The organism is Halomonas saccharevitans, from assembly GCF_032333995.1.
Lineage (GTDB): Bacteria > Pseudomonadota > Gammaproteobacteria > Pseudomonadales > Halomonadaceae > Halomonas > Halomonas saccharevitans.
In genome coordinates, this window is the sequence record NZ_JAVXUR010000004.1 from 281,116 (window position 1) to 305,484 (window position 24,369).

A 24,369-nucleotide genomic window follows, 5' to 3' on the forward strand; every position below is an offset into this window, starting at 1 on the left:
CTTCGTCGACAGGAGGTGTCCATGCACGAGACGTCCGTGCCCCAGCTGCGCCCCTATCAGCAGGCGGCCGTCACCCGGGTGGTCGAGCACTTTCGAGCCTCCGACGAGCCCGCGGTGGTGGTGCTGCCTACCGGCAGCGGCAAGTCGCTGGTGATCGCCGAGCTGGCGCGCCTGGCTCGGGGGCGAGTGCTGGTGCTGGCCCACGTGCGCGAGCTGGTCGAGCAGAATCACGCCAAGTACCAGGCCTACGGCCTCGAGGCCGATATCTTCAGCGCCGGGCTGGGACGCAAGGAGAGCGGCCGACAGGTGGTGTTCGGTTCGGTGCAGTCGGTGGTGAGGAACCTCGAGCGCTTCGACGCTCCTTTCGACGGGCAGGGCGCCTTCACCCTGCTGGTGATCGACGAGTGCCACCGGGTCTCCAGCGAGAAGGAGGCGAGCTACCGCCGGGTGATCGATCGGCTGCGCCAGGCCAATCCGCGCCTCAAGGTGCTGGGGCTGACCGCCACACCCTACCGGCTGGGACAGGGCTTCATCTACCACCGCCACCACCACGGCATGGTGCGCGGCGACGAGACGTGCTTCTTTCGCGACTGCGTCTTCGAGCAGCCGCTGCGCCTGATGGTGCGCCAGGGCTACCTGGCCGAGCCCCGGCGCGTCGATGCCGCGGTGGAGCGCTACGACTTCTCCCGGCTTTCGCCGGCCGCCAGCGGGCTCTTCCGCGAGGAGGAGCTCAACCGGGTGGTCTCGGGCCACCGCGCCACCCCGGGGATCATCGCCGAGGTGATCGAGCGCGCCCGGGAGCGCCAGGGCGTGATGCTGTTCGCGGCAAGCGTAGCCCACGCCGAGGAGATACTGGGCTACCTGCCGGCCGGCGAGGCGGCGCTGATCACCGGGGCGACCCGCTCGGCCGAGCGCGAGCGGATCATCGCCGCCTTCAAGGCGCGCGAGATCAAGTACCTGGTCAACGTGGCGGTGCTGACCACCGGCTTCGATGCCCCTCATGTGGATTTGATCGCCATCCTGCGCCCCACCGAGTCGGTGGGGCTCTACCAGCAGATCGTCGGTCGCGGCCTGCGCCTCTCGCCGGGCAAGGCCGACTGCCTGATCCTCGACTACGCCGGCAATCCTTGGGACCTTTATGCCCCGGAGGTGGGCAGCCCCAAGCCGGACGGTGATAGCGAGCCGGTGCAGGTGCCGTGCCCCGAGTGCGACCACCCCAACCTCTTCTGGGGCAAGCGCGACGGCGAGCTGGTCATCGAGCACTTCGGGCGGCGCTGCCAGGGGCTGGTGCCTTCTCATCGCGCCCGATCCCGCGCGGAAAGCGTAAATTCAGACTATCGCGCCCGACCCCGCGCGAACGAGACGACGTCAAAAGCGGCGGCGCCCGCGATGGAGCAGTGTGCGTTTCGCTTCCGCTTCAAGACCTGCCCCGACTGCGGCGCCGAGAACGACATCGCCGCCCGGCGCTGCCATGGCTGCCAGGCGCTGCTGGTGGATGCCGACGACAAGCTCAAGGAGGCGCTCAAGCTGCGCGACGCCCGGGTGCTGCGGGTCGGCGGAATGCAGCTCGAGGCCACCGTCAACGGCCGCGGCATGGCCCGCCTCAAGGTCACCTACCACGACGAGGAGGGCGTGACTCTCGCCGAGTGGTTCGCCCTGGAGACCCCGGCTCAGCGTGGCGCCTTCGCCGCGGTCTTCCTGCGTGATCACCTGCGCGCGCCGGGCACTCGCTGGTCGCCGACCACGCCTGAGGAGGTGATCGCCGAGCAGCGCCGGCTGCGCGCGCCGGACTTCGTGGTGGGTCGCAAGGTGGGGCGCCACTGGCAGGTGCGCGAGAAGCTGTTCGACTACGTTGGGCGCTATCGCAAGGCCGAGTCGCTGTCATGAGCGCGTTGGCGTAAGAACTGTCATCAGAGCGGCCGTCAGGGCGGTTTTGGGCGCCTCGGCGTGCGGCGGCGATTACCCACCCGGCCTCGAAGTTGCTAGACTGCACGGTCGATCATCCGCCGTGCAGTCGAGAGGCCAGGCCCCGCGTGAGCGATACGCCCCAGAGTGAAGCGCCCGAGCGGGCCGACAGCGATGCCGCCGAGGCGCCGGACGTGCAGGCCGACGTGCTGGGCCGCCTGTTCGACGAGCCGATCACCGAGCTGCCGGAGGATCTCTACATCCCGCCGGAGGCGCTGCGGGTCTTCCTGGAGGCCTTCGAGGGGCCGCTGGACCTGCTGCTCTACCTGATTCGCCGCCAGAACCTGGATATTCTCGCCATCGACGTGGCGGCCATCACGCGCCAGTACATCGAGTACGTGGAGCTGATGAAGGCCATGGAGATCGAGCTGGCCGGGGAGTACCTGCTGATGGCGGCGATGCTCGCCGAGATCAAGTCGCGCACCCTGCTGCCGCGCCCGCCCAAGGAGGGCGAGGAGGACGACGAGGAGGATCCGCGCGCCGAGCTGATCCGCCGCCTGCAGGAGTACGAGCGGCTCAAGAATGCCGCCGAGGCGCTCGCCGAGCTGCCGCGCCTGGGCCGCGACTGGTTTCCGGCGCGAGCCGCGCTGCCGGCCCTCGAGGCGCGGGTGATCCACCCGGACGTGGAGCTTGGTGAGCTGCTCGGCGCGCTGGCCGGCATCCTGCGTCGCGCCGAGCTCAACCAGGCCCACCAGATCAGCCGCGAGGGGCTCTCGACCCGAGAGCGCATGCTTTCGATCATGGCGAAGCTCTCGCGGGAGCACTACACCCCCTTCGAGGCGCTGTTTACCCTCGAGGAGGGGCGCGCCGGGGTGGTCGTGACCTTCATGGCGATTCTCGAGCTCGCCAAGGAGGCGATGCTCGAGATCGTCCAGAACGCCCCGCTCTCGCCGATCCACGTGCGGGCGCGGCTGGACGAGGAGGCGGCCTTCGAGGAGGAGGCCCTGGAGGACGAGGCGGGCGACGAGAGCCCTTTCGATGAGAGCCCCTTCGACGACCCTCGCGACGATGACCACGACGGGAGCGAACCGGCATGACCGCCATGGAATCCCCCAATGTCCTGGACGATATTCTCGAGGCGGCGCTGCTGGCGGCCGGCGAGCCGCTGGGGCTGGATCGCCTGGAGGGGCTCTTCGACGACCATGAACAGCCGCCGCGTCGCGCGCTGCGCGACGCCCTCGAGCGGCTCGGCCTGCGCCACGAGCGCGGTGCCCTGGAGCTGCTCGAGACCGCCTCAGGCTACCAGCTGCGCATCCGTCCGCGGCTCTCGCCCTGGGTGTCGCGGCTGTGGGACGAGCGCCCCCAGCGCTACTCCCGGGCGCTGCTCGAGACCCTGGCGCTGATCGCCTATCGCCAGCCGGTGACCCGCGGCGACATCGAGGAGGTGCGCGGGGTCTCGGTGAGCGGCTCGATCATGCGCACCCTGCTCGATCGCGGCTGGGTGCGCGTGGTGGGCCACCGCGACGTGCCGGGCCGCCCGGCGGTCTATGCCACCACGCGCAGCTTCCTCGACGACTTCGGCCTGCGCACCCTCGACGAGCTGCCGCCGATGCACGAGCTCAAGCAGTTCGAGGAGCCGACCCTCGAGGAGGAGGCGCCGCCGCCCCAGCACGACCTGCTGGCCCAGGCCGACGCGCCGGTGGATGACGCCGACGCGGAAGACGAGACCGACGACAAGACTGACGACGGGTCAGATGACGAGACGCCACCGCCCGAGGAGGGCGGTGAGGTCGATGCCGAGAGCGCCGAGACGGTCTCGGAGACGACCAATACGACGGCCGGGAGGGCCGACGACGACCACGCCGGGACGGCGTCCGAGCGGGCAGGGCTGAGCTTCGCCGATCTGGAGGCTCGCCTGTCCGAACGTGCCCGTGGCCGCGTCGACGATGACGCTGCCCCGGGGACGGAATCCACATCCAGTGAGAACGATGACCGATGAGCACTACCACCGAGAAACTGCAGAAGGTCCTGGCCCGCGCCGGGCTGGGTTCGCGCCGCGAGATGGAAACGGCCATCGCCGACGGCCGGGTCAAGGTCAACGGCAAGGTGGCGACCCTGGGCGATCGCATCGAGATGCGCGACCGGGTGGCCCTCGACGACCGCCCGGTGACCCTGCGCGCCGCCGAGGACGTGCCGCGTCGGGTGATCATGTACAACAAGCCCGAGGGTGAGCTCTGCACCCGCAAGGATCCCGAGGGGCGCCGCACCGTCTTCGATCGCCTGCCACGCCTCAAGGGCGAGCGCTGGATCGCCATCGGCCGCCTGGACATCAACACCAGTGGCCTGCTGCTGTTCACCACCGATGGCGAGCTGGCCAACAAGCTGATGCACCCCTCCACCCAGGTGGAGCGCGAGTACGCCGTGCGCGTCATGGGCGAGGTCACCCAGGCCCAGGTCAAGGCGATGGTCGAGGGCGTGATGCTCGACGACGGTCCGGCGAATTTCACCGACGTGCAGGAGTTCGGCGGCGAGGGCATCAACACCTGGTTCCACGTGGTGATCATGGAGGGACGCAACCGCGAGGTGCGGCGGCTGTGGGAGTCCCAGGGACTGACCGTGAGCCGCCTCAAGCGGGTGCGCTACGGCAACATCTTCCTCGACAAGCGGACCAAGGCCGGGGAGTGGGTGGAACTCTCCCAGGACGAGATCGATGACCTGGCCACGACGGCCGGCCTTTCGGCGCGCAAGGTGCCGGAGTTGACCCCGGACGAGAAGAATCGCTGGAGCCGCGACAAGCACAAGCGCCGGCCGGTGCAGGCCATGCGCAAGCCGAAGAGCCAGCGTAATCGGTGACCCGCGCCGTTCTCTTCGACCAAAGGCAAAAATCGCTTGCCATCACGGGGGCGGATCAGTAATATCTGCACCCGTTCGGAAGGGTCGTTAGCTCAGTTGGTAGAGCAGTTGGCTTTTAACCAATTGGTCGTAGGTTCGAATCCTACACGACCCACCATCCGAACCTGTGACCATGGCGACTGAGCCGCCATGTGTCCTGGGTCGTTAGCTCAGTTGGTAGAGCAGTTGGCTTTTAACCAATTGGTCGTAGGTTCGAATCCTACACGACCCACCAGATTCAGCGCCCCCGCTTCCCTTGGAAGCGGGGGCGTTCTGCGTTGGGGCGCCAAACGGCGGGCGAATCGCGCCACGCAGTGCCGCACTGCGAGACTTTCTCCCCGGAATCGAACAAAGGGCGGGCATTCTGGTCTAGAATGGCGTTGGGTCGGCCATCGCGACAGACGCAGCGGTTGACCCTCTGGCGTGTGGCCCCGTGCGGAGTGCACGAGCGGCGACACCTGGTGCATTGCAGGGGGAGCCCCTGCCGGTCACAGTGGTAGACACGATGACGATCATGACTTCCCGTGCCGATCTGCGCGAGCAGCTGGCACGCACCTACTGCCCCACCCGCATTCCCGCCGAGGATGAGGCGCGCATCGACGAGATCAAGGCGCTCCTCGAGGCCAATAATGCCGTGCTGGTGGCGCACTACTATACCGACGATGCCATTCAGCAGCTGGCCGAAGAGACCGGCGGCTGCGTCGCCGATTCCCTGGAGATGGCGCGGTTCGGCGCTCGCCACGAGGCCGATACCCTGGTGGTGGCCGGCGTGCGTTTCATGGGCGAGACGGCCAAGATCCTTTCGCCCGAGAAGCGCGTGCTGATGCCGACCCTGGAGGCGACCTGCTCGCTGGACCTGGGCTGCCCGGCCGACGAGTTCAGCGCCTTCTGCGATGCCCATCCCGACCGCACCGTGGTGGTCTATGCCAACACCTCCGCGGCGGTGAAGGGGCGGGCCGACTGGGTGGTGACCTCGTCCATTGCCGTGGACGTGATTGAGCACCTCCAGGCGCGCGGTGAGAAGATCCTCTGGGCTCCGGACAAGCACCTCGGCGGCTACATCCAGAAGCAGACCGGCGCCGACATGCTGCTCTGGGACGGGGCCTGCATCGTCCACGAGGAGTTCAAGGCCAAGGGCGTCGAGGACTTGAAGTCGCTCTATCCCGATGCCGCGGTGCTGGTGCATCCGGAGTCGCCGGCCTCGGTGGTCGAGCTGGCCGACGTGGCGGGCTCCACCTCCCAGCTGATCAGCGCGGCCAAGGAGCTGCCCAACGAGCGGCTGATCGTCGCTACCGACCGCGGCATCTTCTTCAAGATGCAGCAGGCGGTGCCGGAGAAGACGCTGTTTGAGGCGCCCACCGCCGGCAACGGCGCGACCTGCAAGAGCTGCGCCCACTGCCCGTGGATGGCGATGAACGCCCTGGATAACCTGGCCGGCGCGCTGCGCCAGGGTACGGGTGAGGTGTTCGTCGATGATGCTCTGCGCCTGGCCGCCCTCAAGCCCCTGGAGCGGATGCTGAACTTCAAGAAGTAAGCGTCGAGCTGCCAGCGCCCAGCCGCTCGTTGACGGGCGACAGGTGCGAGGGAGCAAACGAGAAACCCCACCGGATGTTGAGTCTGGTGGGGTTTGTTCGTTGATACCAGCCATGGCCATGACATCATTTTCTGCGGCGCGCGGCGCTATCGAAACTCCTCCAGCGTCTCCCGATAGCCGATGAAGTCCTCCCGGCGCCGCTCGATCGCGCTGGCCGCGGCGGGATCGCCCCGGCGCTCGGCGACCTCCTTGGCCACCTCGAGCTGGCGGATGGCCCGGTCGATGCGGCCGGTGAGCTGCAGCTGCTCGGCGCGGGCCAGATGGCCCCAGGCTTCCCGGCCGCTGCGCCCGGCGGCCTCGGCGAGCAAGGTGAACACCTGGGGGTCCTCGGGGCGGCGCTCGGCCAGCTCGCGCAGCACCCGGTAGGCCTCGTTGGGATCGCGCTGCAGCAGCGCCTCGCCGAGCAGTCGGCGGGTCGGCGCGTAGTCCGGCATCAGCCGCAGCTGACGCCGGCTGCGTGCGATGGCATCGTCGGTGCGGCCGGCGTCGAAGGCCACCTGGGCCGCGGTGGCGGGCAGCATGGCGAGGTCCGGGTGCGCGCGGGCCAGGGCGTCGAGGGCGGCGAGCGCCCCGTCGGTGCGACCCGCCCGGGCGTCGATCAGTGCCGCCAGGTAGCGGCGCGCCGCCGCGGGGGCCTGGTCCTGGGTCAGCCGGGTAGCGGCCTGCTGGGGATCGCGGTCGTGGATCGCCAGCAGGGCGCGAGCCCTCACCAGCGCGTACTCGAGCGGCTCGTCGCGCGGCGTTGACACGGGCGTCTGGTCGGCGCGAGCCTGGGTATCGCTGATGCGCGACTCGGTCATCGGGTGGGAGAGCAGGAACTCCGGCGGGTTGCCGCCCTGCAGGCTGACCATGCGCTGCATGGCGCGAAACATCTCGACCATGGCGCCCGGGTCGTAGCCGGCGCCGGCCATCGCCTGCAGGCCGACGCGGTCGGCCTCCTGCTCGAAGCGCCGCGAGTAGCGCAGCTGATCCTGGATGAAGGCCGCCTGGGTGCCCATGGCGGCGGCGATGCCGGCATCGCCGCCGCCCCCGGCGGCGATCAGCATGCCGGCCAGCATGGCGGCCATGGTCGGGATCTGGGTCTGCTCGGCGCGCTCCCGCCCGCGGGCGTAGTGGCGCTGGGCGAGGTGGCCAAGCTCGTGGGCGACCACCGAGGCCAGCTCCGCCTCTTGCTCGGCGAAGGCGAACAGCCCGGCGTTGACGCCGATCACCCCGCCCGGCACCGCGAAGGCGTTGAGCAGTCGACTCTCCACCAGGGTGACGACGGTGCTCGCCTGGGTGAGCCCGCTGTGGGGCAGCAGGCGGGCCACCAGCGATTCCACGTAGTCCTGGGCGATGGCGTCCTGCCACTCGGGCGCCCGGGCGCGGAACTGGCGCAGCCAGGCGCGTCCCAGGCGCAGCTCCTCGCCGCTGATCGCCTGGCTGCCGCTGTAGGTAAGGCTCGGCAGGCCGTAGTCGCCGTTGGCGATCGGGGTGCCGCCGCGGTCGGTCAGGCCGGGCGCCTCGAAGCGATCCGTGGACTGGGCCTGGACCGGCAGGGCGAGCGCCAGGCAGAGGGCGCTGGCGGTGAGGCAGGTTCCGGTTCGACGCAGCATGGCCATCCTCGTCACGGGGCGAAAGCAGGGGCGGGCGTTGGGCTTCGACATTGATTCGGTCCGCAAAGTGCCTTTAAATCGCAGGAACTTGCGTGTGGGCTCGCCGGCCTGCACGACTCATTGCATTCTCCCGGGAGACAACATGGCGCTGCAACCCGACGACCTGCTCGATGCCCGCGGTCTTCCCTGTCCGCTGCCGCTGCTCAAGGCCAAGCAGGCCCTGTCACGCCTCGCGCCCGGCCAGCTGCTCGAGATACGGGCCACCGACGCGGGCTCCTGGCGCGACTTCGAGACCTTCGTGGCCCAGAGCCCCCACGAGATGCCGGCCAGGGAGGAGCGGGGCGAGGTCTACCACTACTGGATCCGCAAGGGGGCATCGCCTTCATGACCTTGAGGTCGGTATTCCGTGGTTGGATAGAGCACTACTTCTCCGACGAGGAGGCGGTGATCCTGCTGGTGGTCCTGGCGCTCGGCTTCGCCGTGGTGGTCTTTATGGGCCACATGCTGGCGCCCTTCCTCACCGCGCTGGTCATCGCCTTCCTGCTGCAGGGGGCGGTGAACGGCCTGACGCGTCGCCGTGTGCCCCACCTGCTGGCGGTGATCCTGGTCTTCCTGGGATTCATCGGCGTGCTGCTGGCCATGGCGCTGATCCTGATGCCGCTGATCTGGACCCAGCTGGTCAACCTGATCCAGGAGACGCCGCGGATGTTCGCCAGCGGCCAGCAGCTGCTCGACGATCTTCAGGCGCGCTACCCGCAGCTGGTGACGCCGGATCAGATCCAGAACTGGATCGGCATGGCCGGGCGCGAGGTGACTCAGCTCGGCCAGCGGGCCCTGACGCTCTCGCTGGCCTCGCTGGGCAACGTCCTGGCGCTGATCATCTACCTGGTGCTGGTGCCGATCCTGGTCTTCTTCATGCTCAAGGATCGCGACCGCCTAGTGGGCTTCACCGTCTCGCTGCTGCCCCAGCGGCGCGACCTGATGACCCGCATCTGGCAGGAGATGGACGACCAGATCGCCAACTACGTGCGCGGCAAGTTCACCGAGATCATCATCGTCGGCAGCGTGGCGTTCTTTACCTTCGCCTTCTTCGGGCTGCCCTACACGGCGCTGCTGGCCGTGCTGGTGGGACTGTCGGTGCTGGTGCCCTACATCGGCGCCGCGGTGGCCACGCTGCCGGTGGCCGCGGTGGCCGGCTTCCACTTCGGCATCAGCGACCAGTTCCTCTATGTGATCGTGGCCTACGGCGTGATCCAGGCGCTGGATGGCAATGTGCTGGTGCCGGTGCTGTTCTCCGAGGCGGTCAACCTGCACCCGGTATCGATCATCCTGGCGGTGCTGTTCTTCGGCGGCATCTGGGGCTTCTGGGGGATCTTCTTCGCGATCCCCCTGGCGACCCTGCTCAAGGCGCTGGTCTACGCCTGGCCGCGCGGCATCCAGCAGCGCCACCGCCGGGAGGCGCCGGAAACGCCCGTCGAGCCGTGAGGCGACCCGCCCGGGCGTGACGCGCCCGCTCCCCGCTGCCTCAGTATCGACCGAGGGGGCGGTAGGGCGACGGATTCAGCCGGCGTGCAGGGCCTGTGCCGCTTCGAGGACCTCCTCGACGTGACCCTTGACCTTGACGCCGCGCCACTCGCGGGCGAGCCGGCCCTCGGCATCGATCAGGAAGGTGCTGCGCTCGATGCCCAAGTGCTCCTTGCCGTAAAGCTTCTTCAGCTTGATGACGTCGAACAGTCGGCAGACGGCCTCGTCCTTGTCGGAGATCAGCGCGAAGTTGAACCCCTGCTTGGCCTTGAAGTTCTCCTGGGCGCGGATGCCGTCCCGGGAGACGCCCAGGATCACGGTATTGGCGGCCTCGAAGGCCTCCTTGCGATCGCGGAAGTCGCCGCCCTCGGTGGTGCAGCCCGGGGTGCTGGCCTTGGGATAGAAGTAGATCACCACCTGCCGGCCGCGCAGCTCGGAGAGGGTGAGGGTGGACTCGCCGGTGGCGGTGGCGGTGAAATCGGGGACGGGCTCGCCGAGGCTGACGCTCATGAAACGACTCCTTGTGAGGGTGGCGTGGGACGGTGAAACACCGCCGGTCGGACGGGGTGAGTCGGACCAGCGAGCGTCGATTACACGCAACCCCGGGCGAACTGTAAAGTCGCGGCTGTACAGGCTCTCGAGGCCTGAGTACCATTTGGCCCCTGGCCCCGGGGCAGGTCCCGGCGCTTCCGGGGCCTGTGGGCCGTGAATGCAGGTGAATCGAGAGGAATCGAGAGGATGATCACTGGTAGTATCGTCGCGCTGGCGACGCCGATGAAGGTCAACGGCGATATCGACTGGGAGGCCCTGCGTCGCCTGGTGCACTTTCACCTCGACAATGGCACCGATGCGATCGTGGCGGCCGGCACCACCGGCGAGCCGACGACCATGTCCTTCGCCGAGCACTTCGATGTCATCCGCACCGTGGTGGAAGAGGTCGACGGACGCATTCCGGTGATCGCCGGCACCGGCTCCAACAACACCACCGAGGCGGTCGAGCTGACCCGCTACGCCAAGGAGGTTGGCGCCGACTACTGCCTGACGGTCGCGCCCTACTACAACAAGCCGACCCAGGAAGGCCTGTTCCAGCACTTCAAGGCCATCGCCGAAGCCAGCGACCTGCCGGTGATCCTCTACAACGTGCCGGGCCGCACCTGCTCCGACATCTACAACGAGACCGTGATGCGTCTCGCCGAGGTCGACGGAATCATCGGCCTCAAGGATGCCACCGGCAACCTGGAGCGCGCCGAGGACCTGATCGCGCGTCTCAAGGGCAGCGACTTCATGCTCTATTCCGGCGACGACGCCACCGCCTGCGACTTCATGCTGATGGGCGGCCACGGCGACATCTCGGTGACCGCCAACGTCGCCCCGCGAACCATGCACGAGCTGTGCAGCGCCGCCGTGGCCGGCGACGTCGACAAGGCCCACCAGATCAATACCCGCCTGATACCGCTGCATACCAACCTGGGCGTCGAGTCCAATCCGATTCCGGTCAAGTGGGCGCTGTATCGCATGGGCTATGTGGAGCCGGGCATCCGCCTGCCGCTGACCTGGCTCTCAGAGAAGTACCACTCCACCGTCAGCGAGGCCCTTCAGCTGGCGGGGATGATCGACGACTGAGCGGTGCTCGGCACCGCACTCCGCACAACACGAGGCAAGGTGGACGCATGAACTCTGCGCTGAAAGGGATGCTGGTGGCGACGATCGCGCTGGCCACGGTCGGTTGCGCCCGTGATGGCTACTATCACGATCGCAACCTCGACTACGCCGAGGCCGAGGAGACGGCGCCCCTGGTGCTGCCGGAGGCCCACAACTCGGCGCGCTTTCGGGACGCCATGCCCGTGCCCGAGGTAAGCGGCGCGCGTCCCGCCACGGACGGCGTGGTGGAAGCGCCGCTGCCCCAGGCCCTGTCCCCCGGGCGGGCCCGGGGGCGCGGCTACGTGGAGCGGCGCGAGATCGGCAGCGATGCCTGGCTGGTGGTGGGCGCCGAGCCGGCTTCGGTGTGGCCGGAGCTCGAGCGCTTCGTGCGGGGACGCGGGCTGGACGTCGTCGCCCGTGATCCGAGCCGCGGGGTGCTGTCGACCGAGCAGTCCCGTCTGAGCGTTCGCCAGGGGCTGCGCCGCGGCGACAGCGAGCTGCACTGTGAGCGCGGTGGCGTCGTCGACGCGGGCTGCCTGCGGGCCCTGGAGCGCCACTTTCAGTCGCTCAGCGCCTCGGCAAGCGCCGCGTCGCTGACCGCCCAGCGGCCCGAGGTGCAGGACCGCGCCCAGTTCGCGCAGCGCGGCGATGACTGGCAGGTGATCCTGCCCTACGACATCGATCGCCTGTGGGCCGAACTCAGCCACCAGCTGGAAAACGATTTCGTCGTCGAGGGTCGCCGCGAGCTGCGCGAGCGCGATCCGAGCGCACACACCTTCCTGGTCGGCTATTTGACCCGGGAAGGGCGCGAGCAGGGCCTGCTGAGCTCGCTGGCCTCCCTCGAGCTCGGCGCCGAGCCGCAACCGGTGCGGCTGACCCTCGAGGCGCGTGGCCCCGAGGAGACCGTGCTGCGCGCGATGGGCGTCGGCGAGGACGGTTCGCTGCCCGAGGAGGACCAGCGCGAGCTGCTCGAGCGGGTGGCAGGCCTGCTGCGCTGATGAGCGACACGGCGTCGGGTGGCCTGACCTTCGCCTCCCTGGGCAGCGGCAGCAAGGGCAACGCCACCCTGGTCAGCGACGGTGAGACGCATCTGCTGGTCGACTGCGGCTTCGGCCTGAAGGAGACCGAGCGCCGCCTGGCCCGACTGGGCCTGCATCCCCGCCAGCTCGACGCCGTGCTGGTGACCCACGAGCACGGTGATCACATCCGCGGCGTCGGGCCCCTGGCGCGGCGTCACCAGGTGCCGGTCTACCTGACGCCGGGCACCTGGCTGTCGGGGCGCCTCGGCGAGCTGCCGCACCGCCACTGGATCACCCCCCAGGCCAGGTTCGCCGTCAAGGGGCTCTCCATCGACCCGATCACCGTGCCCCACGACGCCCGCGAGCCGGTGCAGTTCGGCATCGCCGGCGGCGGTCGCCGGCTCGGCCTGCTCACCGACCTCGGGCATCCCAGCGCGCATGTGGTCGAGGCCTTCGCCGGCTGCGACGGCCTGGTGCTGGAGTGCAATCACGACCGCCGGATGCTCGCCGAAGGGCCCTATCCCGCCAGCCTCAAGCGCCGAGTGGGCGGCGACTGGGGGCACCTGGCCAACGTCCAGGCGGCCTGGCTGCTGCAGCGGCTGGGGCTCGATCGCCTGCAGCGCATCGTCTGCTCGCACCTGTCCGAACACAACAACCGCCCCGAGCTGGCCCTGGAGGCCCTGGTGCCCCTGCTCGACGGCGACGACTCCCGGCTGATGATCGCCGCCCAGGATGATGGCCTGGCGTGGCAGACCCTCGGCTGACCGACCATCCTTACCCGTATCCTCGCCTCTGGAGGCTCCCATGGAAAAGCGCCAAGAACTCTTTGCCGGCAAGGCCAAGTCGGTCTATGCCACCGATGATCCGGACCGCCTGATCCTGCACTTCCGCAACGACACCAGCGCCTTCGACGGCCGTCGCGTGGAGGCGCTCGAGCGCAAGGGGCAGGTCAACAACCGCTTCAATGCCTTCATCATGGGCAAGCTGCAGGACGCCGGGATCCCTACCCACTTCGAGAGCCAGCTTTCCGCCGACGAGTGCGTGGTCAAGAACCTCGAGATGATTCCGGTCGAGTGCGTGGTGCGCAACATCGCCGCCGGCAGTCTGGTCAAGACCCTCGGCGTCGAGGAGGGCCAGACCCTCACTCCGCCGACCTTCCAGCTGTTCCTGAAGAATGACGAGCTCCACGACCCGATGATCAACGAGTCGCTGGCCGAGACCTTCGGCTGGGCTAGCCCTGAGCAGCTGGTCGAGATGAAGGCGCTGACCTTCCGGGTCAACGAGGTGCTCAAGGCGCTGTTCGAAGAGGGCGGCATGCTGCTGGTGGACTACAAGCTCGAGTTCGGGCTCTTCCACGGCAAGATCGTGCTGGGCGATGAGTTCTCGCCGGACGGCTGCCGTTTGTGGGATGCCGAGACCCGCGAGAAGCTCGACAAGGACCGCTTCCGCCAGGGGCTTGGTAACGTGATCGAGTCCTATGAGGAGGTTGGTCGGCGGATCGGCATCGACTTCGACTGAGTCCGGCCATTGCACCAATGCGTGTCATGACGAAGGGCCCCGCGGGGCCCTTCGTCGTTGCTGGCCTTCAGGCCGGCGCGATCTCGATGACCTCCAGGCGCGTCTCGCCCCTGGCGTCGGTGCGCGCCTGGAAGCGCACGTCCACGTCGCGCAGGCGTACCCCGTAAACACGTTCCTCGGCGCCACGGCGATAGGCCGGGCGCGGGTCCTGGGCGAGCACCTCGCGGATCAGCTCGCGCAGGCTGTCGCCGTCCTCCCGGCGCGCCAGTACCGTCTCGGCGGCGGGGGAAAAACCCACCGCCAGCGTGGGCGGCGCCTCGGGGGCGAAGCCGGCGCGCGCCTCGGGGCGCGACTCCGCCCAGGGCAGATAGGGCTTGAGGTCGAGCACCGGCGTGCCGCTGACCAGGTCGGCGCCGCGCAGGGCCAGGCGCACGCCGTCGGCGGTGTCGATGTCGACCAGCTCCACCAGCGAGAGCCCCAGACGGTTGGGGCGATGGGTGCTGCGGCTGGCGAAGACGCCTACCCGGGCGTTGCCGCCCAGGCGCGGCGGGCGCACCAGCGGCGTCCAACGCTCGGGGCTCTGGTGGAAGACGAAGGTCAGCCAGAGGTGGCTGAAGGCCTCGAGGCCCCGCACCGTCAGCGGATCATCGAAGGGTGGCAGCAGCACCAGGCTCGCCCGGGCCGTGTCGGCGAGCCCCGGCTGGCGCGGAATGCCGAACTTGTCCGGGAAGTCGCTCTCGATGACGCCGATGGGCGTCATGGTGAAGGCCTCGGGCGGGGCGGGGCGGTCGTGCATGGCGGATCCTTGCGCTTTTCCGTCGCGGGGATTGGCCCCGAGGCAGGGCTTGGGTAGTCTGCTGGCTGACCATCATCGCAGGAAGCTCACGCATGCGTCATGCCGATCACCCCAACGCCGGCGCCGAGCCGCCCTCTGAGGCGCTCCCCGGGGCGCTCCCCGGGGCGCGCCGCGGCCCGCGCATCGTCTACCGCACGGCTCGCGCCCGCGACGCCGCCGACCAGGCCGAGGTCTTTCATCACGCCGTGATGCAGGGTGCCGCGGGGCACTATACGCTGGCCGAGCGTGAGGCCTGGGCGATGGCCCTGCCGCGGGACGCCAGTGCCTGGTCGGCGCGCCAGGCGCTCTTCACCACCCTGGTGGCCGACTGCGAGGGGCGCTGCGTGGGCTTTCTCGAGCTGGATCTGGCCGAGGGCCGGATCGAGACCCTCTATGTCTGGCCGTCGCTGGGGCGGCGCGGCATCGGCTCGACGCTGCTGGTGCATGCCGAGCGGATGTTGCTGGAGCAGGGAGTGAGCCGCGCCCGCATCGAGGCCAGCGCCGTGTTGGCCGATGGCCTGGTGCACCGCGGCTGGCAGCAGCGGGGCGACGACTGGGTCGAGCGCGGCGGCGAGCGGCTCTATCGCCAGCGCCTGGAGAAGCGTCTGGTCGCCGTCGAGACCTGAAACCGCCTCTCGGCTGCCCCTCGTCGCCTATGGCGTGCCTCAGCCCGGCTGGTCGATGAAGCGCATCGACAGATCGATGGCCTTCAGGTCCTTGGTCAGCGCGCCGCTGGAGATGCAGTTCACCCCGGTCTCGGCGATGGCGCGCAGGGTGGTCTCGTCGACGTTGCCCGAGGCCTCCAGGGTGGCGCGCCCTGCGTTGCGGGCGACCGCCTCGCGCATGTCGTCGAGGCTGAAGTTGTCGAGCATGATGACATCGGCGCCGGCGGCCAGCGCCAGGTCGAGCTCCTCGAAGGTCTCCACCTCCACCTCCACCGGCAGGTCACGGGCGATGTCCCGGGCCTCCTTCACCGCCGCTTCGATCCCCCCGCAGGCGGCGATATGGTTCTCCTTGATCAGGAAAGCGTCATAGAGGCCGATGCGATGGTTATGCCCACCGCCGCAGGTCACCGCGTACTTCTGCGCCAGGCGCAGGCCGGGCAGGGTCTTGCGGGTGTCGAGCAGGCGCACCCCGGTGCCCTCGAGCAGGTCCACGTAGTGGCGGGTGCGGGTCGCCGTGGCCGAGAGGGTCTGCAGCAGGTTGAGCGCGGCGCGCTCGCCGGTGAGCAGGCTGCGCGCCGGCCCCTCCAGCTCGAGGAAGGCCTGGCCGGCCTCGAGGCGGTCGCCGTCGGCGGCCTGCCAGTGCAGGCTGACCCGGGGGTCGAGCCGCCGGAAGAGCTCATCGACCCAGGCCACCCCGCAGAGGATCGTCGCCTCGCGGGTGATCACCCGCGCGCGGGCCATCTGCTTCTCGGGAATCAGCTGGGCGGTGATGTCGCCGGGGCCGACGTCCTCGGCCAGCAGCCGAGCGGCACTGTCACGGATCTCTTCGGCAATGGCGTCCTGATAATGCATGGCGGGTCCATCTCTGTGCGGGGAAGCTTGAGCGGGTCATTATAGGGGAAACCCATGCATCGACGTCAGGGAAAAACCATGCGCATCGACGACGGCTGGCTGGCGCCCGCCCGGCGGCTCGCCTCGCCCAACCAGGACGCTCGCCCGGCGGGGGAGGTCTCGCTGCTGGTGCTGCACTCGATCAGCCTGCCGCCGGGGGAGTTCGGCGGCGAGCATATCGAGCGGCTCTTCACCAACCGGCTCGATCCCGCGGCGCACCCCTTCTTCGCCGCGATCGCCGAGCTGCGCGTCTCGGCGCATCTGCTGATCCGTCGCGACGGGGAGTGCGTGCAGTTCGTGCCCTTCGCGGCCCGCGCCTGGCACGCCGGCCGCTCATGCTGGCAGGATGGCGCCCATGAGCGACGCGCCTTGAACGATTTCGCCGTGGGCATCGAGCTGGAAGGCGACGAGGTGACGCCCTACACCGGCGCCCAGTACCGGGCCCTGGCAAGCGCCACGGCGGCACTGCTGGCGCACTATCCGGCGCTCACGACGCGCCGCATCACCAGCCACGCCCGGGTGGCCCCTCTGCGCAAGACCGATCCCGGCCCCGCCTTCGACTGGGCCTATTTTCGCCAGGAGCTTGGAAAAATACGTACTTAGGCACCAAATTTGGCGGAGAGGCGTGGCGGAAGGGGCATTCCATGCGCCTGGCCTGTTCATCGATGGGTAGTCGTCTTACAGGGGTAGGGTTCGCATGGCCTGACGGAGGTGAGCGGCGCTAATTCCCTGCGCTGCGGTGCAATATGTTGTATTTGAAAAATATTTCCACTCTATCTTGAATTGGCAGAAGCCAGCGTTTACGGTATCTTCGCGCCATCAGCAGCGGCACCCTAAGCACTGTCTTGTAAAACAACTACAGGTCTGACGCGTTGGGGCGCCGATCCCGATCATGAGTGCCATTTCGCCCCTCTGCGGGGCCGCAGTTCCCCACCGTCATTCGGAGAGACGTCTATGAGTCTGGAAACAAGAGAAGATCTCGATCCGGTCGAAACCACGGAATGGCTGGATTCCCTGGAATCGGTCCTGGATCGCGAGGGCGAGGATCGTGCCCGGTACCTGATGACTCGCCTGGCCGACCGGGTGCGGCGCGATGGCATGCAGGTGCCCTTCTCGGTGACTACCCCGCATCGCAACACCATTCCGGTGCACCGCGAAGCGCCGATGCCGGGCGACCTGTTCATGGAACGTCGAATCCGCTCGCTGATTCGCTACAACGCCATCGCCCAGGTCATCCGCAACAACCGCGCCAACCCGGGTCTGGGCGGGCACATTGCCAGCTTCATGTCGGCGGCGACCCTGTATGACGTGGGCTTCAACCACTTCTTCCGCGCCCCGAACGGCGACTTCGAAGGCGACCTGGTCTACATCCAGGGTCACGTGGCGCCGGGCGTCTACGCCCGCGCCTACCTCGAGGGCCGCCTCACCGAAGACCAGATGGACAAGTATCGCCAGGAGGTGGACGGTGACGGCCTCTCGTCCTATCCGCACCCCTGGCTGATGCCGGACTTCTGGCAGTTCCCCACGGTATCCATGGGCCTCGGCCCCATCCAGGCCATTTACCAGGCCCACGTGATGAAGTACCTGGATTCCCGTGAACTCAAGAACATGCACGATCGCAAGATCTGGTGCTTCATGGGCGACGGCGAGTGTGACGAGCCGGAGTCCCTCGGTGCCATTCACCTGGCCAGCCGCGAGAAGCTCGACAACCTGATCTTCGTCATCAACTGCAACCTGCAGCGTCTCGACGGCCCGGTGCGCGGCAACTCGCGGATCATGGACGAGCTCGAGGGCGTCTTCCGCGGCGCCGGCTGGAACGTGCAGAAGGTCGTCTGGGGCCGTCTGTGGGATCCGCTCTTCGAGAAGGACACCAAGGGCATCCTGCAAAAGCGCATGGATGAGGCGGTCGACGGCGACTACCAGAACTACAAGGCCAACGGCGGCGCCTATACCAAGGAGCACTTCTTCGGGAAGTACCCGGAGACCGCCGAGATGGTCAAGGACATGTCCGACGAGGACATCTGGAAGCTCAATCGTGGCGGCCACGACCCGTTCAAGGTCTATGCGGCTTACCACGAGGCGACCCAGAACCCCAACGGCCGTCCCACCGTGATCCTGGCGCACACCGTCAAGGGCTACGGCATGGGCGGTGGCGATGGCGAGGCCGCCAACGAGGCGCACCAGGTCAAGACCATGGAGTACGAGGCGCTGCGTCGTTTCCGCGACCGCTTCGGCATCCCGCTGACCGACGAGCAGCTCAAGGAGGTGCCGTACTACAAGCCCGAGGACGACTCCCCGGAGCTCAAGTACATGCACCTGCAGCGTGAGCGCCTGGGTGGCTACCTGCCGAGCCGTCGCAACGACTTCGAGTCGCTGCCGATCCCTGAGCTTACGGACAAGACCTTCGCCTCACAGACCGGCGGTTCCAAGGGTCGCGAGGTCTCCACCACCATGGCCTTCGTGCGCATCCTGAACGGCCTGGTCAAGGACAAGAAGATCGGCGACCGCGTGGTGCCGATCATTCCCGACGAGGCGCGTACCTTCGGCATGGAGGGCATGTTCCGCCAGCTCGGCATCTACACCTCGGAAGGTCAGAAGTACGAGCCGGTGGATAAAGGCCAGATCATGTTCTACCGCGAGGATCAGAAGGGCCAGATCCTCGAGGAGGGCATCACCGAGGCCGGCGCCATGTCGGCGTGGATCGCCGCCGCGACCTCCTACTCGAACAACGCCACGACGCTGCTGCCGTTCTACGTCTACTACTCGATGTTCGGTTTCCAGCGCATCGGTGACCTGGCCTGGGCCGCCGGCGACATGCAGGCGCGCGGCTTCATGGTTGGCGGTACCGCCGGTCGCACCACCTTGAACGGTGAGGGGCTGCAGCACCAGGACGGCCACAGCCACCTGCAGGCGTCGATGATCCCGAACTGCCGCAGCTACGATCCGACCTATGCCCATGAGGTGGCGGTGATCGTCCAGGACGGCCTGAAGCGCATGTTCACCGACAAGGAGAACTGCTTCTACTACCTGACGGTGATGAACGAGAACTACGAGCAGCCGGTCATGGAGGAAGTGCCCGCCGCCGACATCATCAAGGGCATGTACCTGCTGCGCGAGACAAAGGGCAAGAAGGGCCGCGTGCAGCTGATGGGCTGTGGCACCATCCTGCGCGAGGTCGAGGCGGCCGCCGAGATGCTCGCCGAGGAGTGGGGCGTGGGCGCCGACATCTGGAGCGTCACCAGCTTCAACGAGCTGCGTCGCGAGGCCCTGGAGATCGACCGTCAGGCCTTCATCAACCCCGAGTCCGAGGCGGTCAAGCCCCACGTCACCGCCTGCCTGGAGGGCCGTGAGGGTCCGGCGATCGTCTCCACCGACTACATGAAACTGTTCGCCGACCAGGTCCGCGCCTGGGTGCCGACCGACTATCATGTACTCGGGACCGACGGTTACGGCCGCTCCGACACCCGCGAGAAGCTGCGTCACTTCTTCGAGGTCGACCGTCGCTTCGTTACCGTGGCCGCGCTCAAGGCGCTGGCCGACCGTGGCGAGCTGGATCGCAAGGTCGTCGGCGAGGCGCTCAAGAAGTATGGCATCGATCCGGCCAAGCCCAACCCGCTTGCGGTGTGAGGCGTCGCCCGAGCGATTCGGTGGCATGGCGGGCCCGCGGGCCCGCCCCCGTCAAGAGTTTGAAGGAGCGCGACCTTGAGTAGCGAAATCATCAAAGTTCCGGACATCGGTGGCGATACCGATGTCGAGATCATCGAGATCGCGGTGGCCGAGGGCGACGTCATCGCCCCCGAGGACACCCTGATCACGCTGGAATCCGACAAGGCCAGCATGGACGTGCCGGCGCCCAAGGGCGGCAAGGTGCTGAAGGTCCTGGTCAAGGAGGGCGATACCGTCTCCGAGGGTGACGACATCGTCGAGATCGAGGCCGAGGGTGGCGGCGACGCCGACGCCGGTGGCAAGGAAGAGGCCGAGAAGGCCCCCGAGCCCCAGAAGGCCCCCGAGCCCGCGCCGGAGAAGCCCGCGGCCAAGAAGAGCGGTGGCAAGCAGACCGTCGAGATCAAGGTGCCCGACCTCGGCGGCTCCGCCGACGTGGAGATCATCGAGGTGGCGGTAGCCGCGGGTGACCAGGTCGACGCGGAAGACACCCTGATCACCCTGGAGTCCGACAAGGCCTCCATGGATGTGCCGAGCCCTCAGGCCGGCAAGCTGGTCACGCTCACCGTCAAGGAGGGCGATACCGTCTCCGAGGGTGACGTCATCGGTACCATGGAAGTCGAAGGCGCGGGTACCGGCGAGGGTGGCGGTGACGCCGAGCCCGCCGAGTCGGCACCCGCGCCGGCCGAGAGTGCCCCGCAGGAGGACGCCCCGGCCGAGCAGGATGAGAGCGGCGGCGAGCCGGAGCGCAAGGAAGTGCGCGTGCCGGACCTCTCGGGTTCCGCCGACGTGCCGATCATCGAGATCGCCGCCAGCGCCGGCGACGAGGTCGACGAGGAAGATCCGCTGATTACCCTGGAGTCTGACAAGGCCTCCATGGACGTGCCCAGCCCCTACAAGGGCAAGCTGCTCGAGCTGACCGTCAAGGAGGGCGATACCGTCTCCGAGGGCGACCTGATCGGCTATATCGAGGTGGCCGGCACCCCGGTGGCCGGCACTCCGGTCGCGGGTAGCAAGCCCGCCGCCAAGCCGGCGGCGAAGGCGCCCGAGCAGACGGCACAGAAGAAGCCCGAGCAGAAGTCGCAGGCGCCGGCCGCGAAGTCGTCCGGCACCCCCGCCGGTTCGCCGAGCCCCGAGGCGCAGATGGCCGCCCACAAGCCGCGCGACGGCAAGCTGGTGCACGCCGGTCCGGCGGTGCGCATGCTGGCCCGCGAGCTGGGCGTCGATCTGGGGCTGGTCAAGCCCAGCGGCCCCAAGGAGCGCGTGCTCAAGGAGGACGTCCACGCCTACGTCAAGCAGGTCATGGACGGCAAGGCCCAGACGCCCGCCGCGGCACCGGCTGCCGCCGGCAGCGGCATTCCGCCGATCCCGGATCAGGACTTCAGCCAGTTCGGCGAGGTGGAAGAGAAGCCGATGGGTCGCCTGATGAAGATGGGCGCCACCAACCTGCATCGCAGCTGGGTCAACCTGCCCCACGTCACGCAGTTCGACGAGGCGGACATCAGCGAGCTCGAGGCCTTCCGCAAGTCGATGAAGGCCGAGGCCGAGGCGCAGGGCGCCAAGCTCACGCCGCTGCCCTTCCTGATCAAGGCCTGTGCCTTCGCGCTGAAGAAGTACCCGCAGTTCAACGTCAGCCTGAAGAGCGACGGCGAGACGATCGTGCACAAGAAGTACGTGCACATCGGCATCGCCGTGGACACTCCGGACGGCCTGATGGTGCCGGTGATCCGCAACGCCGACCAGAAGTCGCTGATCGAACTGGCCAAGGAGTCGGTGGAGCTGGCCGGCAAGGCGCAGTCGAAGAAGCTCAAGCGCGACGAGATGACCGGCGGCTGCTTCACCATCTCGAGCCTGGGCTCCATCGGCGGCACCGCCTTCACGCCGATCGTCAACGCCCCGGAGGTTGCCATCCTCGGCATCTCCAAGGCGTCGATGAAGCCGGTGTGGGACGGCGCGGCCTTCCAGCCGCGGCTGATGATGCCGCTGTGCCTCTCCTACGACCACCGGGCGGTCAACGGCGCCGACGCCGCGCGCTTCACTGCCTTCCTGGGTCAGGTGCTGACGGACATCCGTCGACTGCTGCTGTAAGTCGCTCCCTGCCACCGACAACGGCGCCGCGAGGCGCCGTTGTCGTTTGTGGGCCCCGCTCGTGTAGGGCAGACCAAAGTGCAACTTGGTCGCAGGGGCTTGATGCCGCACCCTTTTTTCTCTCTTTAGCGACGCGAATCCGGGCCCTTCGCTTGTCTGCGCCCGGCGGCGCGGTTATCGTTCGCTTCTTACCTTTCTTCCTCTATCCGCAATACACACTTCTAAGGAGCAGTCAGATGCGTTTGATCCTTTTGGGCGCCCCGGGTGCCGGCAAGGGTACTCAGGCCCAGTTCATCTGCGAGCGTTTCAACATTCCGCAGATCTCCACCGGCGACATGCTGCGCGCCGCGGTGAAGGAGGGCAGCGATCTGGGGCTCAAGGTCAAGGAGATCATGAACAGCGGCGGCCTGGTGTCCGACGACATCATCATCGCCCTGGTCAAGGAGCGCATCAGCCAGCCCGACTGCGCCAACGGCTTCCTGTTCGACGGCTTCCCGCGCACCATCCCGCAGGCTCAGGCCATGCGCGATGCCGAGGTGAAGATCGATCACGTGCTGGAGATCGCCGTCGATGACGAGGAGATCGTCAAGCGACTGGCCGGCCGCCGCGTCCACCCGGGCTCGGGTCGCGTCTACCACCTCGAGTACCAGCCGCCGAAGGAAGAGGGCAAGGACGACGTCACCGGCGAGGCCCTGATCCAGCGCGACGATGATCGCGAGTCCACGGTGCGCAACCGCCTGGCGGTCTACCACGAGCAGACCGCGCCGCTGGTCGACTACTACCAGCAGTGGGCCGAGGAGGCGCCCGAGGCGGCCCCGGCCTACCATCGTGTCGAGGGCGTGGGCAGCATCGACGACATCACCGGTCAGGTGATCGAGGCCCTCGAAGGCTGAGTCTCGCTTCCAGTCTCATTCGTGCACTGCACGTCGCCGAAGGCCCGCATGCGCGGGCCTTCGTCGTTGGCGGCGGCGCGCGTATAATGCGCGGACATTTCTCGCCACGACGTGATCTCCCATGCCGATCCTGCTGGCCCTGGACGCTTCCTCGAGCGCCTGTTCCGCCGCCCTGCTGAGCCGCCGTGACGGCCATGCCGACGAACTGATCTCACGCTTCGCCCTGACCCCGCGGGAGCACACTCGCCGCCTGCTGCCGATGGTCGACGAGGTGCTCGCCGAGGCGGGCCTGGCGGCCTCGGCGCTCGACGCCGTGGCCTATGGCCGGGGTCCCGGCTCCTTCACCGGACTGCGCATCGCCGCCGGCGTCGCCCAGGGGCTCGCCTTCGGCCTCGACCGCCCGATGGTCGGCGTCTCGACACTTGAGGCGCTGGCCCTGGGCGGGCATCGCCGCCATCACTATCGCCGGCTGATCACCGCCCTGGACGCCCGCATGGGCGAGATCTACGTGGCCGCCTGGCAGTGTCGCGACGGTCGCGTGCTGCCGCTCTCACAGGAGGCAGTGATGCCACCCTCGCGGCTCTGCCTGCCCGATCTCGAGGACAGTGCTCAGGGTGACGCCGACTGGGTCGGCATCGGTTCCGGCTGGAATCTTCGCGAGCAGATGAGCGTCGAGGTGCAGGCGGGGCTCGGTCTGTGCCTGCCCGAGGTGGAGGCCGAGGCCGCCGACATGGCGCTGCTGGCCATGGAGGCCCTGGCGCGGGGCGAGGCCCGCCCGGCCCACGAGGTGCAGCCGGTCTACCTGCGCGATCAGGTCGCCTGGCAGAAGAGCCGATGAGCGGCGTGGCGGTGCGGGAACCCGACCTGTATCCGCTCGCCCGGCGCCTGGGGCTGCCCACGGTCGATGAGGGCGGGACGGACAAGCCTGAACTGACCCTGGCCCGCCGCGACGACCGCCTGGTGCTGGCCGGCGACCCGCGCCGCTACGGCCACCCGCTGGCGGTGGACTTCGTCAGCGGGCGCGCCGCCCATCGGCGGCGCTTCGGCGGCGGTCGAGGCCAGCTCATCGCCCGCGCCTGCGGCCTGGCCAAGGGCGTCACGCCCTCGGTGGTGGATGCCACCGCGGGGCTCGGCCGCGACGCCTTCGTGCTGGCGAGCCTCGGGGCCGAGGTGCTGCTGATGGAGCGGGTCGCGGCGATCTTCGCGCTGCTCGAGGACGGCCTGGCGCGGGCGCTGGCCGATCCCGAGACCCGCGACATCGCGGCACGCATGCACCTGGTGCATGGCGATGCCTCCCGCGAGCTGGCGACCCTGGTGGCGAGCGCCGGCGTGGCCCCTGAGGTGATCCATCTCGACCCGATGTTTCCCCACCGCGAGAAGTCCGCGCTGGTCAAGAAGGAGATGCGCCTCTTCCGCTCCCTGGCCGGCGACGACCCGGACGCCCCGCGGCTGCTCGAGGCGGCGCTGGACGTGGCGACCCACCGGGTGGTGGTCAAGCGCCCGCGCAAGGCACCGCCCCTGGCGGGCCCGCCGCCGCGCCATGTCATCGAGGACAAGACCAGCCGTTACGACCTCTACGTGCATCGCCGCTTGGGCGCCTGAGCTCAGTCCTCGCCTCTCCCCCTTCCTCTTTCATTCGTCACCTC

The 24,369-nt window shown here is 68.4% G+C and carries 22 protein-coding genes and 2 tRNA genes; 20 read left to right on the forward strand and 4 right to left on the reverse strand.

The window, feature by feature from the left end:
• The first annotated feature begins 21 nt into the window (after nucleotides 1-21).
• The 7 genes from RSO68_RS11755 (at nucleotide 22) to nadA (ending at nucleotide 6,331) form a co-directional block, all read left to right on the forward strand.
• Nucleotides 22-1,887 (forward strand): DEAD/DEAH box helicase, encoded by a 1,866-nt coding sequence (locus RSO68_RS11755; protein ID WP_315586721.1) that lies wholly within the window; start codon nucleotides 22-24, stop codon nucleotides 1,885-1,887.
• A 146-nt stretch (nucleotides 1,888-2,033) separates the two neighbouring features.
• Nucleotides 2,034-3,002 carry a segregation and condensation protein A gene (locus RSO68_RS11760; RefSeq protein ID WP_315586723.1) on the forward strand — a complete coding sequence of 323 codons (969 nt, stop codon included), beginning with the start codon at nucleotides 2,034-2,036 and terminating at the stop codon, nucleotides 3,000-3,002.
• Complete coding sequence (scpB, locus tag RSO68_RS11765) at nucleotides 2,999-3,904, forward strand: SMC-Scp complex subunit ScpB (RefSeq protein ID WP_315586724.1); 906 nt, start codon at nucleotides 2,999-3,001, stop codon at nucleotides 3,902-3,904. Before RSO68_RS11760 ends, scpB begins: the two co-directional genes overlap by 4 nt.
• Nucleotides 3,901-4,758 carry a 23S rRNA pseudouridine(2605) synthase RluB gene (gene rluB / locus RSO68_RS11770; RefSeq protein ID WP_089847356.1) on the forward strand — a complete coding sequence of 286 codons (858 nt, stop codon included), beginning with the start codon at nucleotides 3,901-3,903 and terminating at the stop codon, nucleotides 4,756-4,758. Before scpB ends, rluB begins: the two co-directional genes overlap by 4 nt.
• Nucleotides 4,759-4,839: 81 nt before the next feature.
• A tRNA-Lys gene (locus RSO68_RS11775) sits at nucleotides 4,840-4,915 on the forward strand.
• Nucleotides 4,916-4,956: 41 nt separating this feature from the next.
• A tRNA-Lys gene (locus RSO68_RS11780) sits at nucleotides 4,957-5,032 on the forward strand.
• Nucleotides 5,033-5,302: 270 nt separating this feature from the next.
• On the forward strand, nucleotides 5,303-6,331 hold the full coding sequence (gene nadA / locus RSO68_RS11785; protein ID WP_315586725.1) for a quinolinate synthase NadA: 1,029 nt from the start codon (nucleotides 5,303-5,305) through the stop codon (nucleotides 6,329-6,331).
• A gap of 146 nt (nucleotides 6,332-6,477) precedes the next feature.
• On the opposite strand, the gene RSO68_RS11790 is transcribed toward nadA, so the two are convergent.
• On the reverse strand, nucleotides 6,478-7,986 hold the full coding sequence (locus RSO68_RS11790) for a M48 family metalloprotease (protein WP_315586726.1): 1,509 nt from the start codon (nucleotides 7,984-7,986) through the stop codon (nucleotides 6,478-6,480).
• Nucleotides 7,987-8,128: 142 nt separating this feature from the next.
• Here RSO68_RS11790 and RSO68_RS11795 point away from each other — a divergent pair, with 142 nt between their 5' ends.
• Nucleotides 8,129-8,374 (forward strand): sulfurtransferase TusA family protein, encoded by a 246-nt coding sequence (locus RSO68_RS11795; protein WP_089847362.1) that lies wholly within the window; start codon nucleotides 8,129-8,131, stop codon nucleotides 8,372-8,374.
• Nucleotides 8,371-9,471, forward strand: a complete 1,101-nt coding sequence (locus tag RSO68_RS11800) for an AI-2E family transporter (RefSeq protein WP_089847364.1) — start codon at nucleotides 8,371-8,373, stop codon at nucleotides 9,469-9,471. Before RSO68_RS11795 ends, RSO68_RS11800 begins: the two co-directional genes overlap by 4 nt.
• A 75-nt stretch (nucleotides 9,472-9,546) precedes the next feature.
• Here the strand turns inward: RSO68_RS11800 and RSO68_RS11805 are convergent, their stop codons facing one another.
• Nucleotides 9,547-10,020, reverse strand: a complete 474-nt coding sequence (locus RSO68_RS11805) for a peroxiredoxin (RefSeq protein WP_315586727.1) — start codon at nucleotides 10,018-10,020, stop codon at nucleotides 9,547-9,549.
• A gap of 228 nt (nucleotides 10,021-10,248) precedes the next feature.
• Here RSO68_RS11805 and dapA point away from each other — a divergent pair, with 228 nt between their 5' ends.
• Genes dapA through purC form a run of 4 tightly spaced genes read left to right on the forward strand, consistent with a single transcriptional unit; the run spans nucleotide 10,249 to nucleotide 13,688 of the window.
• On the forward strand, nucleotides 10,249-11,133 hold the full coding sequence (gene dapA / locus RSO68_RS11810; protein WP_089847368.1) for a 4-hydroxy-tetrahydrodipicolinate synthase: 885 nt from the start codon (nucleotides 10,249-10,251) through the stop codon (nucleotides 11,131-11,133).
• Nucleotides 11,134-11,180: 47 nt separating this feature from the next.
• Nucleotides 11,181-12,149: a lipoprotein, NlpB gene (locus RSO68_RS11815; protein WP_089847370.1), complete on the forward strand. Its 969-nt coding sequence runs from the start codon at nucleotides 11,181-11,183 to the stop codon at nucleotides 12,147-12,149.
• A complete protein-coding gene (locus tag RSO68_RS11820) occupies nucleotides 12,149-12,934 on the forward strand; it encodes an MBL fold metallo-hydrolase (RefSeq protein ID WP_315586728.1) in 786 nt (261 codons plus the stop codon). The genes RSO68_RS11815 and RSO68_RS11820 overlap by 1 nt, the downstream gene beginning before the upstream one ends.
• A gap of 40 nt (nucleotides 12,935-12,974) precedes the next feature.
• A complete protein-coding gene (gene purC / locus RSO68_RS11825; RefSeq protein WP_315586729.1) occupies nucleotides 12,975-13,688 on the forward strand; it encodes a phosphoribosylaminoimidazolesuccinocarboxamide synthase in 714 nt (237 codons plus the stop codon).
• A gap of 67 nt (nucleotides 13,689-13,755) precedes the next feature.
• Here purC and tsaA read toward each other — a convergent pair whose 3' ends face one another.
• Nucleotides 13,756-14,484: a tRNA (N6-threonylcarbamoyladenosine(37)-N6)-methyltransferase TrmO gene (gene tsaA / locus RSO68_RS11830; protein WP_315586730.1), complete on the reverse strand. Its 729-nt coding sequence runs from the start codon at nucleotides 14,482-14,484 to the stop codon at nucleotides 13,756-13,758.
• 92 nt (nucleotides 14,485-14,576) lie between these two features.
• On the opposite strand from tsaA, the gene RSO68_RS11835 reads away from it, so the two are divergent.
• Entirely contained in the window at nucleotides 14,577-15,149 is a 573-nt protein-coding gene (locus tag RSO68_RS11835) for a GNAT family N-acetyltransferase (protein ID WP_315586731.1), read from the forward strand.
• 39 nt (nucleotides 15,150-15,188) lie between these two features.
• On the opposite strand, the gene nadC is transcribed toward RSO68_RS11835, so the two are convergent.
• Nucleotides 15,189-16,040, reverse strand: a complete 852-nt coding sequence (gene nadC / locus RSO68_RS11840; RefSeq protein WP_315586732.1) for a carboxylating nicotinate-nucleotide diphosphorylase — start codon at nucleotides 16,038-16,040, stop codon at nucleotides 15,189-15,191.
• 78 nt (nucleotides 16,041-16,118) lie between these two features.
• Here nadC and ampD point away from each other — a divergent pair, with 78 nt between their 5' ends.
• The 6 genes from ampD to RSO68_RS11870 all read left to right on the forward strand — a co-directional run bounded on the left by ampD (nucleotide 16,119) and on the right by RSO68_RS11870 (nucleotide 24,325).
• On the forward strand, nucleotides 16,119-16,682 hold the full coding sequence (gene ampD, locus RSO68_RS11845; protein WP_315586733.1) for a 1,6-anhydro-N-acetylmuramyl-L-alanine amidase AmpD: 564 nt from the start codon (nucleotides 16,119-16,121) through the stop codon (nucleotides 16,680-16,682).
• Between the two features lie 351 nt (nucleotides 16,683-17,033).
• Nucleotides 17,034-19,706, forward strand: a complete 2,673-nt coding sequence (gene aceE / locus RSO68_RS11850) for a pyruvate dehydrogenase (acetyl-transferring), homodimeric type (protein ID WP_315586734.1) — start codon at nucleotides 17,034-17,036, stop codon at nucleotides 19,704-19,706.
• Nucleotides 19,707-19,781: 75 nt separating this feature from the next.
• The gene (gene aceF, locus RSO68_RS11855; RefSeq protein ID WP_315586735.1) at nucleotides 19,782-21,830 is read left to right on the forward strand and encodes a pyruvate dehydrogenase complex dihydrolipoyllysine-residue acetyltransferase; all 2,049 of its coding nucleotides are present in this window, start codon (nucleotides 19,782-19,784) and stop codon (nucleotides 21,828-21,830) included.
• A 236-nt stretch (nucleotides 21,831-22,066) separates the two neighbouring features.
• Complete coding sequence (adk, locus tag RSO68_RS11860; protein WP_315586736.1) at nucleotides 22,067-22,723, forward strand: adenylate kinase; 657 nt, start codon at nucleotides 22,067-22,069, stop codon at nucleotides 22,721-22,723.
• Nucleotides 22,724-22,844: 121 nt separating this feature from the next.
• Nucleotides 22,845-23,561, forward strand: a complete 717-nt coding sequence (gene tsaB, locus RSO68_RS11865) for a tRNA (adenosine(37)-N6)-threonylcarbamoyltransferase complex dimerization subunit type 1 TsaB (RefSeq protein ID WP_315586737.1) — start codon at nucleotides 22,845-22,847, stop codon at nucleotides 23,559-23,561.
• On the forward strand, nucleotides 23,558-24,325 hold the full coding sequence (locus RSO68_RS11870; protein WP_315586738.1) for a class I SAM-dependent methyltransferase: 768 nt from the start codon (nucleotides 23,558-23,560) through the stop codon (nucleotides 24,323-24,325). The genes tsaB and RSO68_RS11870 overlap by 4 nt, the downstream gene beginning before the upstream one ends.
• The last annotated feature ends 44 nt before the right edge of the window (nucleotides 24,326-24,369 follow it).

Bases quoted from the DNA above. Each gene is read 5' to 3' on its own strand.
- RSO68_RS11755 (WP_315586721.1), top strand. From the start codon at position 22: ATGCACGAGACGTCCGTGCCCCAGCTGCGCCCCTATCAGCAGGCGGCC.
- scpB (WP_315586724.1), top strand. From the start codon at position 2,999: ATGACCGCCATGGAATCCCCCAATGTCCTGGACGATATTCTCGAGGCG.
- rluB (WP_089847356.1), top strand. From the start codon at position 3,901: ATGAGCACTACCACCGAGAAACTGCAGAAGGTCCTGGCCCGCGCCGGG.
- nadA (WP_315586725.1), top strand. From the start codon at position 5,303: ATGACGATCATGACTTCCCGTGCCGATCTGCGCGAGCAGCTGGCACGC.
- RSO68_RS11790 (WP_315586726.1), bottom strand. From the start codon at position 7,986: ATGCTGCGTCGAACCGGAACCTGCCTCACCGCCAGCGCCCTCTGCCTG.
- RSO68_RS11795 (WP_089847362.1), top strand. From the start codon at position 8,129: ATGGCGCTGCAACCCGACGACCTGCTCGATGCCCGCGGTCTTCCCTGT.
- RSO68_RS11800 (WP_089847364.1), top strand. From the start codon at position 8,371: ATGACCTTGAGGTCGGTATTCCGTGGTTGGATAGAGCACTACTTCTCC.
- RSO68_RS11805 (WP_315586727.1), bottom strand. From the start codon at position 10,020: ATGAGCGTCAGCCTCGGCGAGCCCGTCCCCGATTTCACCGCCACCGCC.
- dapA (WP_089847368.1), top strand. From the start codon at position 10,249: ATGATCACTGGTAGTATCGTCGCGCTGGCGACGCCGATGAAGGTCAAC.
- RSO68_RS11815 (WP_089847370.1), top strand. From the start codon at position 11,181: ATGAACTCTGCGCTGAAAGGGATGCTGGTGGCGACGATCGCGCTGGCC.
- RSO68_RS11820 (WP_315586728.1), top strand. From the start codon at position 12,149: ATGAGCGACACGGCGTCGGGTGGCCTGACCTTCGCCTCCCTGGGCAGC.
- purC (WP_315586729.1), top strand. From the start codon at position 12,975: ATGGAAAAGCGCCAAGAACTCTTTGCCGGCAAGGCCAAGTCGGTCTAT.
- tsaA (WP_315586730.1), bottom strand. From the start codon at position 14,484: ATGCACGACCGCCCCGCCCCGCCCGAGGCCTTCACCATGACGCCCATC.
- RSO68_RS11835 (WP_315586731.1), top strand. From the start codon at position 14,577: ATGCGTCATGCCGATCACCCCAACGCCGGCGCCGAGCCGCCCTCTGAG.
- nadC (WP_315586732.1), bottom strand. From the start codon at position 16,040: ATGCATTATCAGGACGCCATTGCCGAAGAGATCCGTGACAGTGCCGCT.
- ampD (WP_315586733.1), top strand. From the start codon at position 16,119: ATGCGCATCGACGACGGCTGGCTGGCGCCCGCCCGGCGGCTCGCCTCG.
- aceE (WP_315586734.1), top strand. From the start codon at position 17,034: ATGAGTCTGGAAACAAGAGAAGATCTCGATCCGGTCGAAACCACGGAA.
- adk (WP_315586736.1), top strand. From the start codon at position 22,067: ATGCGTTTGATCCTTTTGGGCGCCCCGGGTGCCGGCAAGGGTACTCAG.
- tsaB (WP_315586737.1), top strand. From the start codon at position 22,845: ATGCCGATCCTGCTGGCCCTGGACGCTTCCTCGAGCGCCTGTTCCGCC.
- RSO68_RS11870 (WP_315586738.1), top strand. From the start codon at position 23,558: ATGAGCGGCGTGGCGGTGCGGGAACCCGACCTGTATCCGCTCGCCCGG.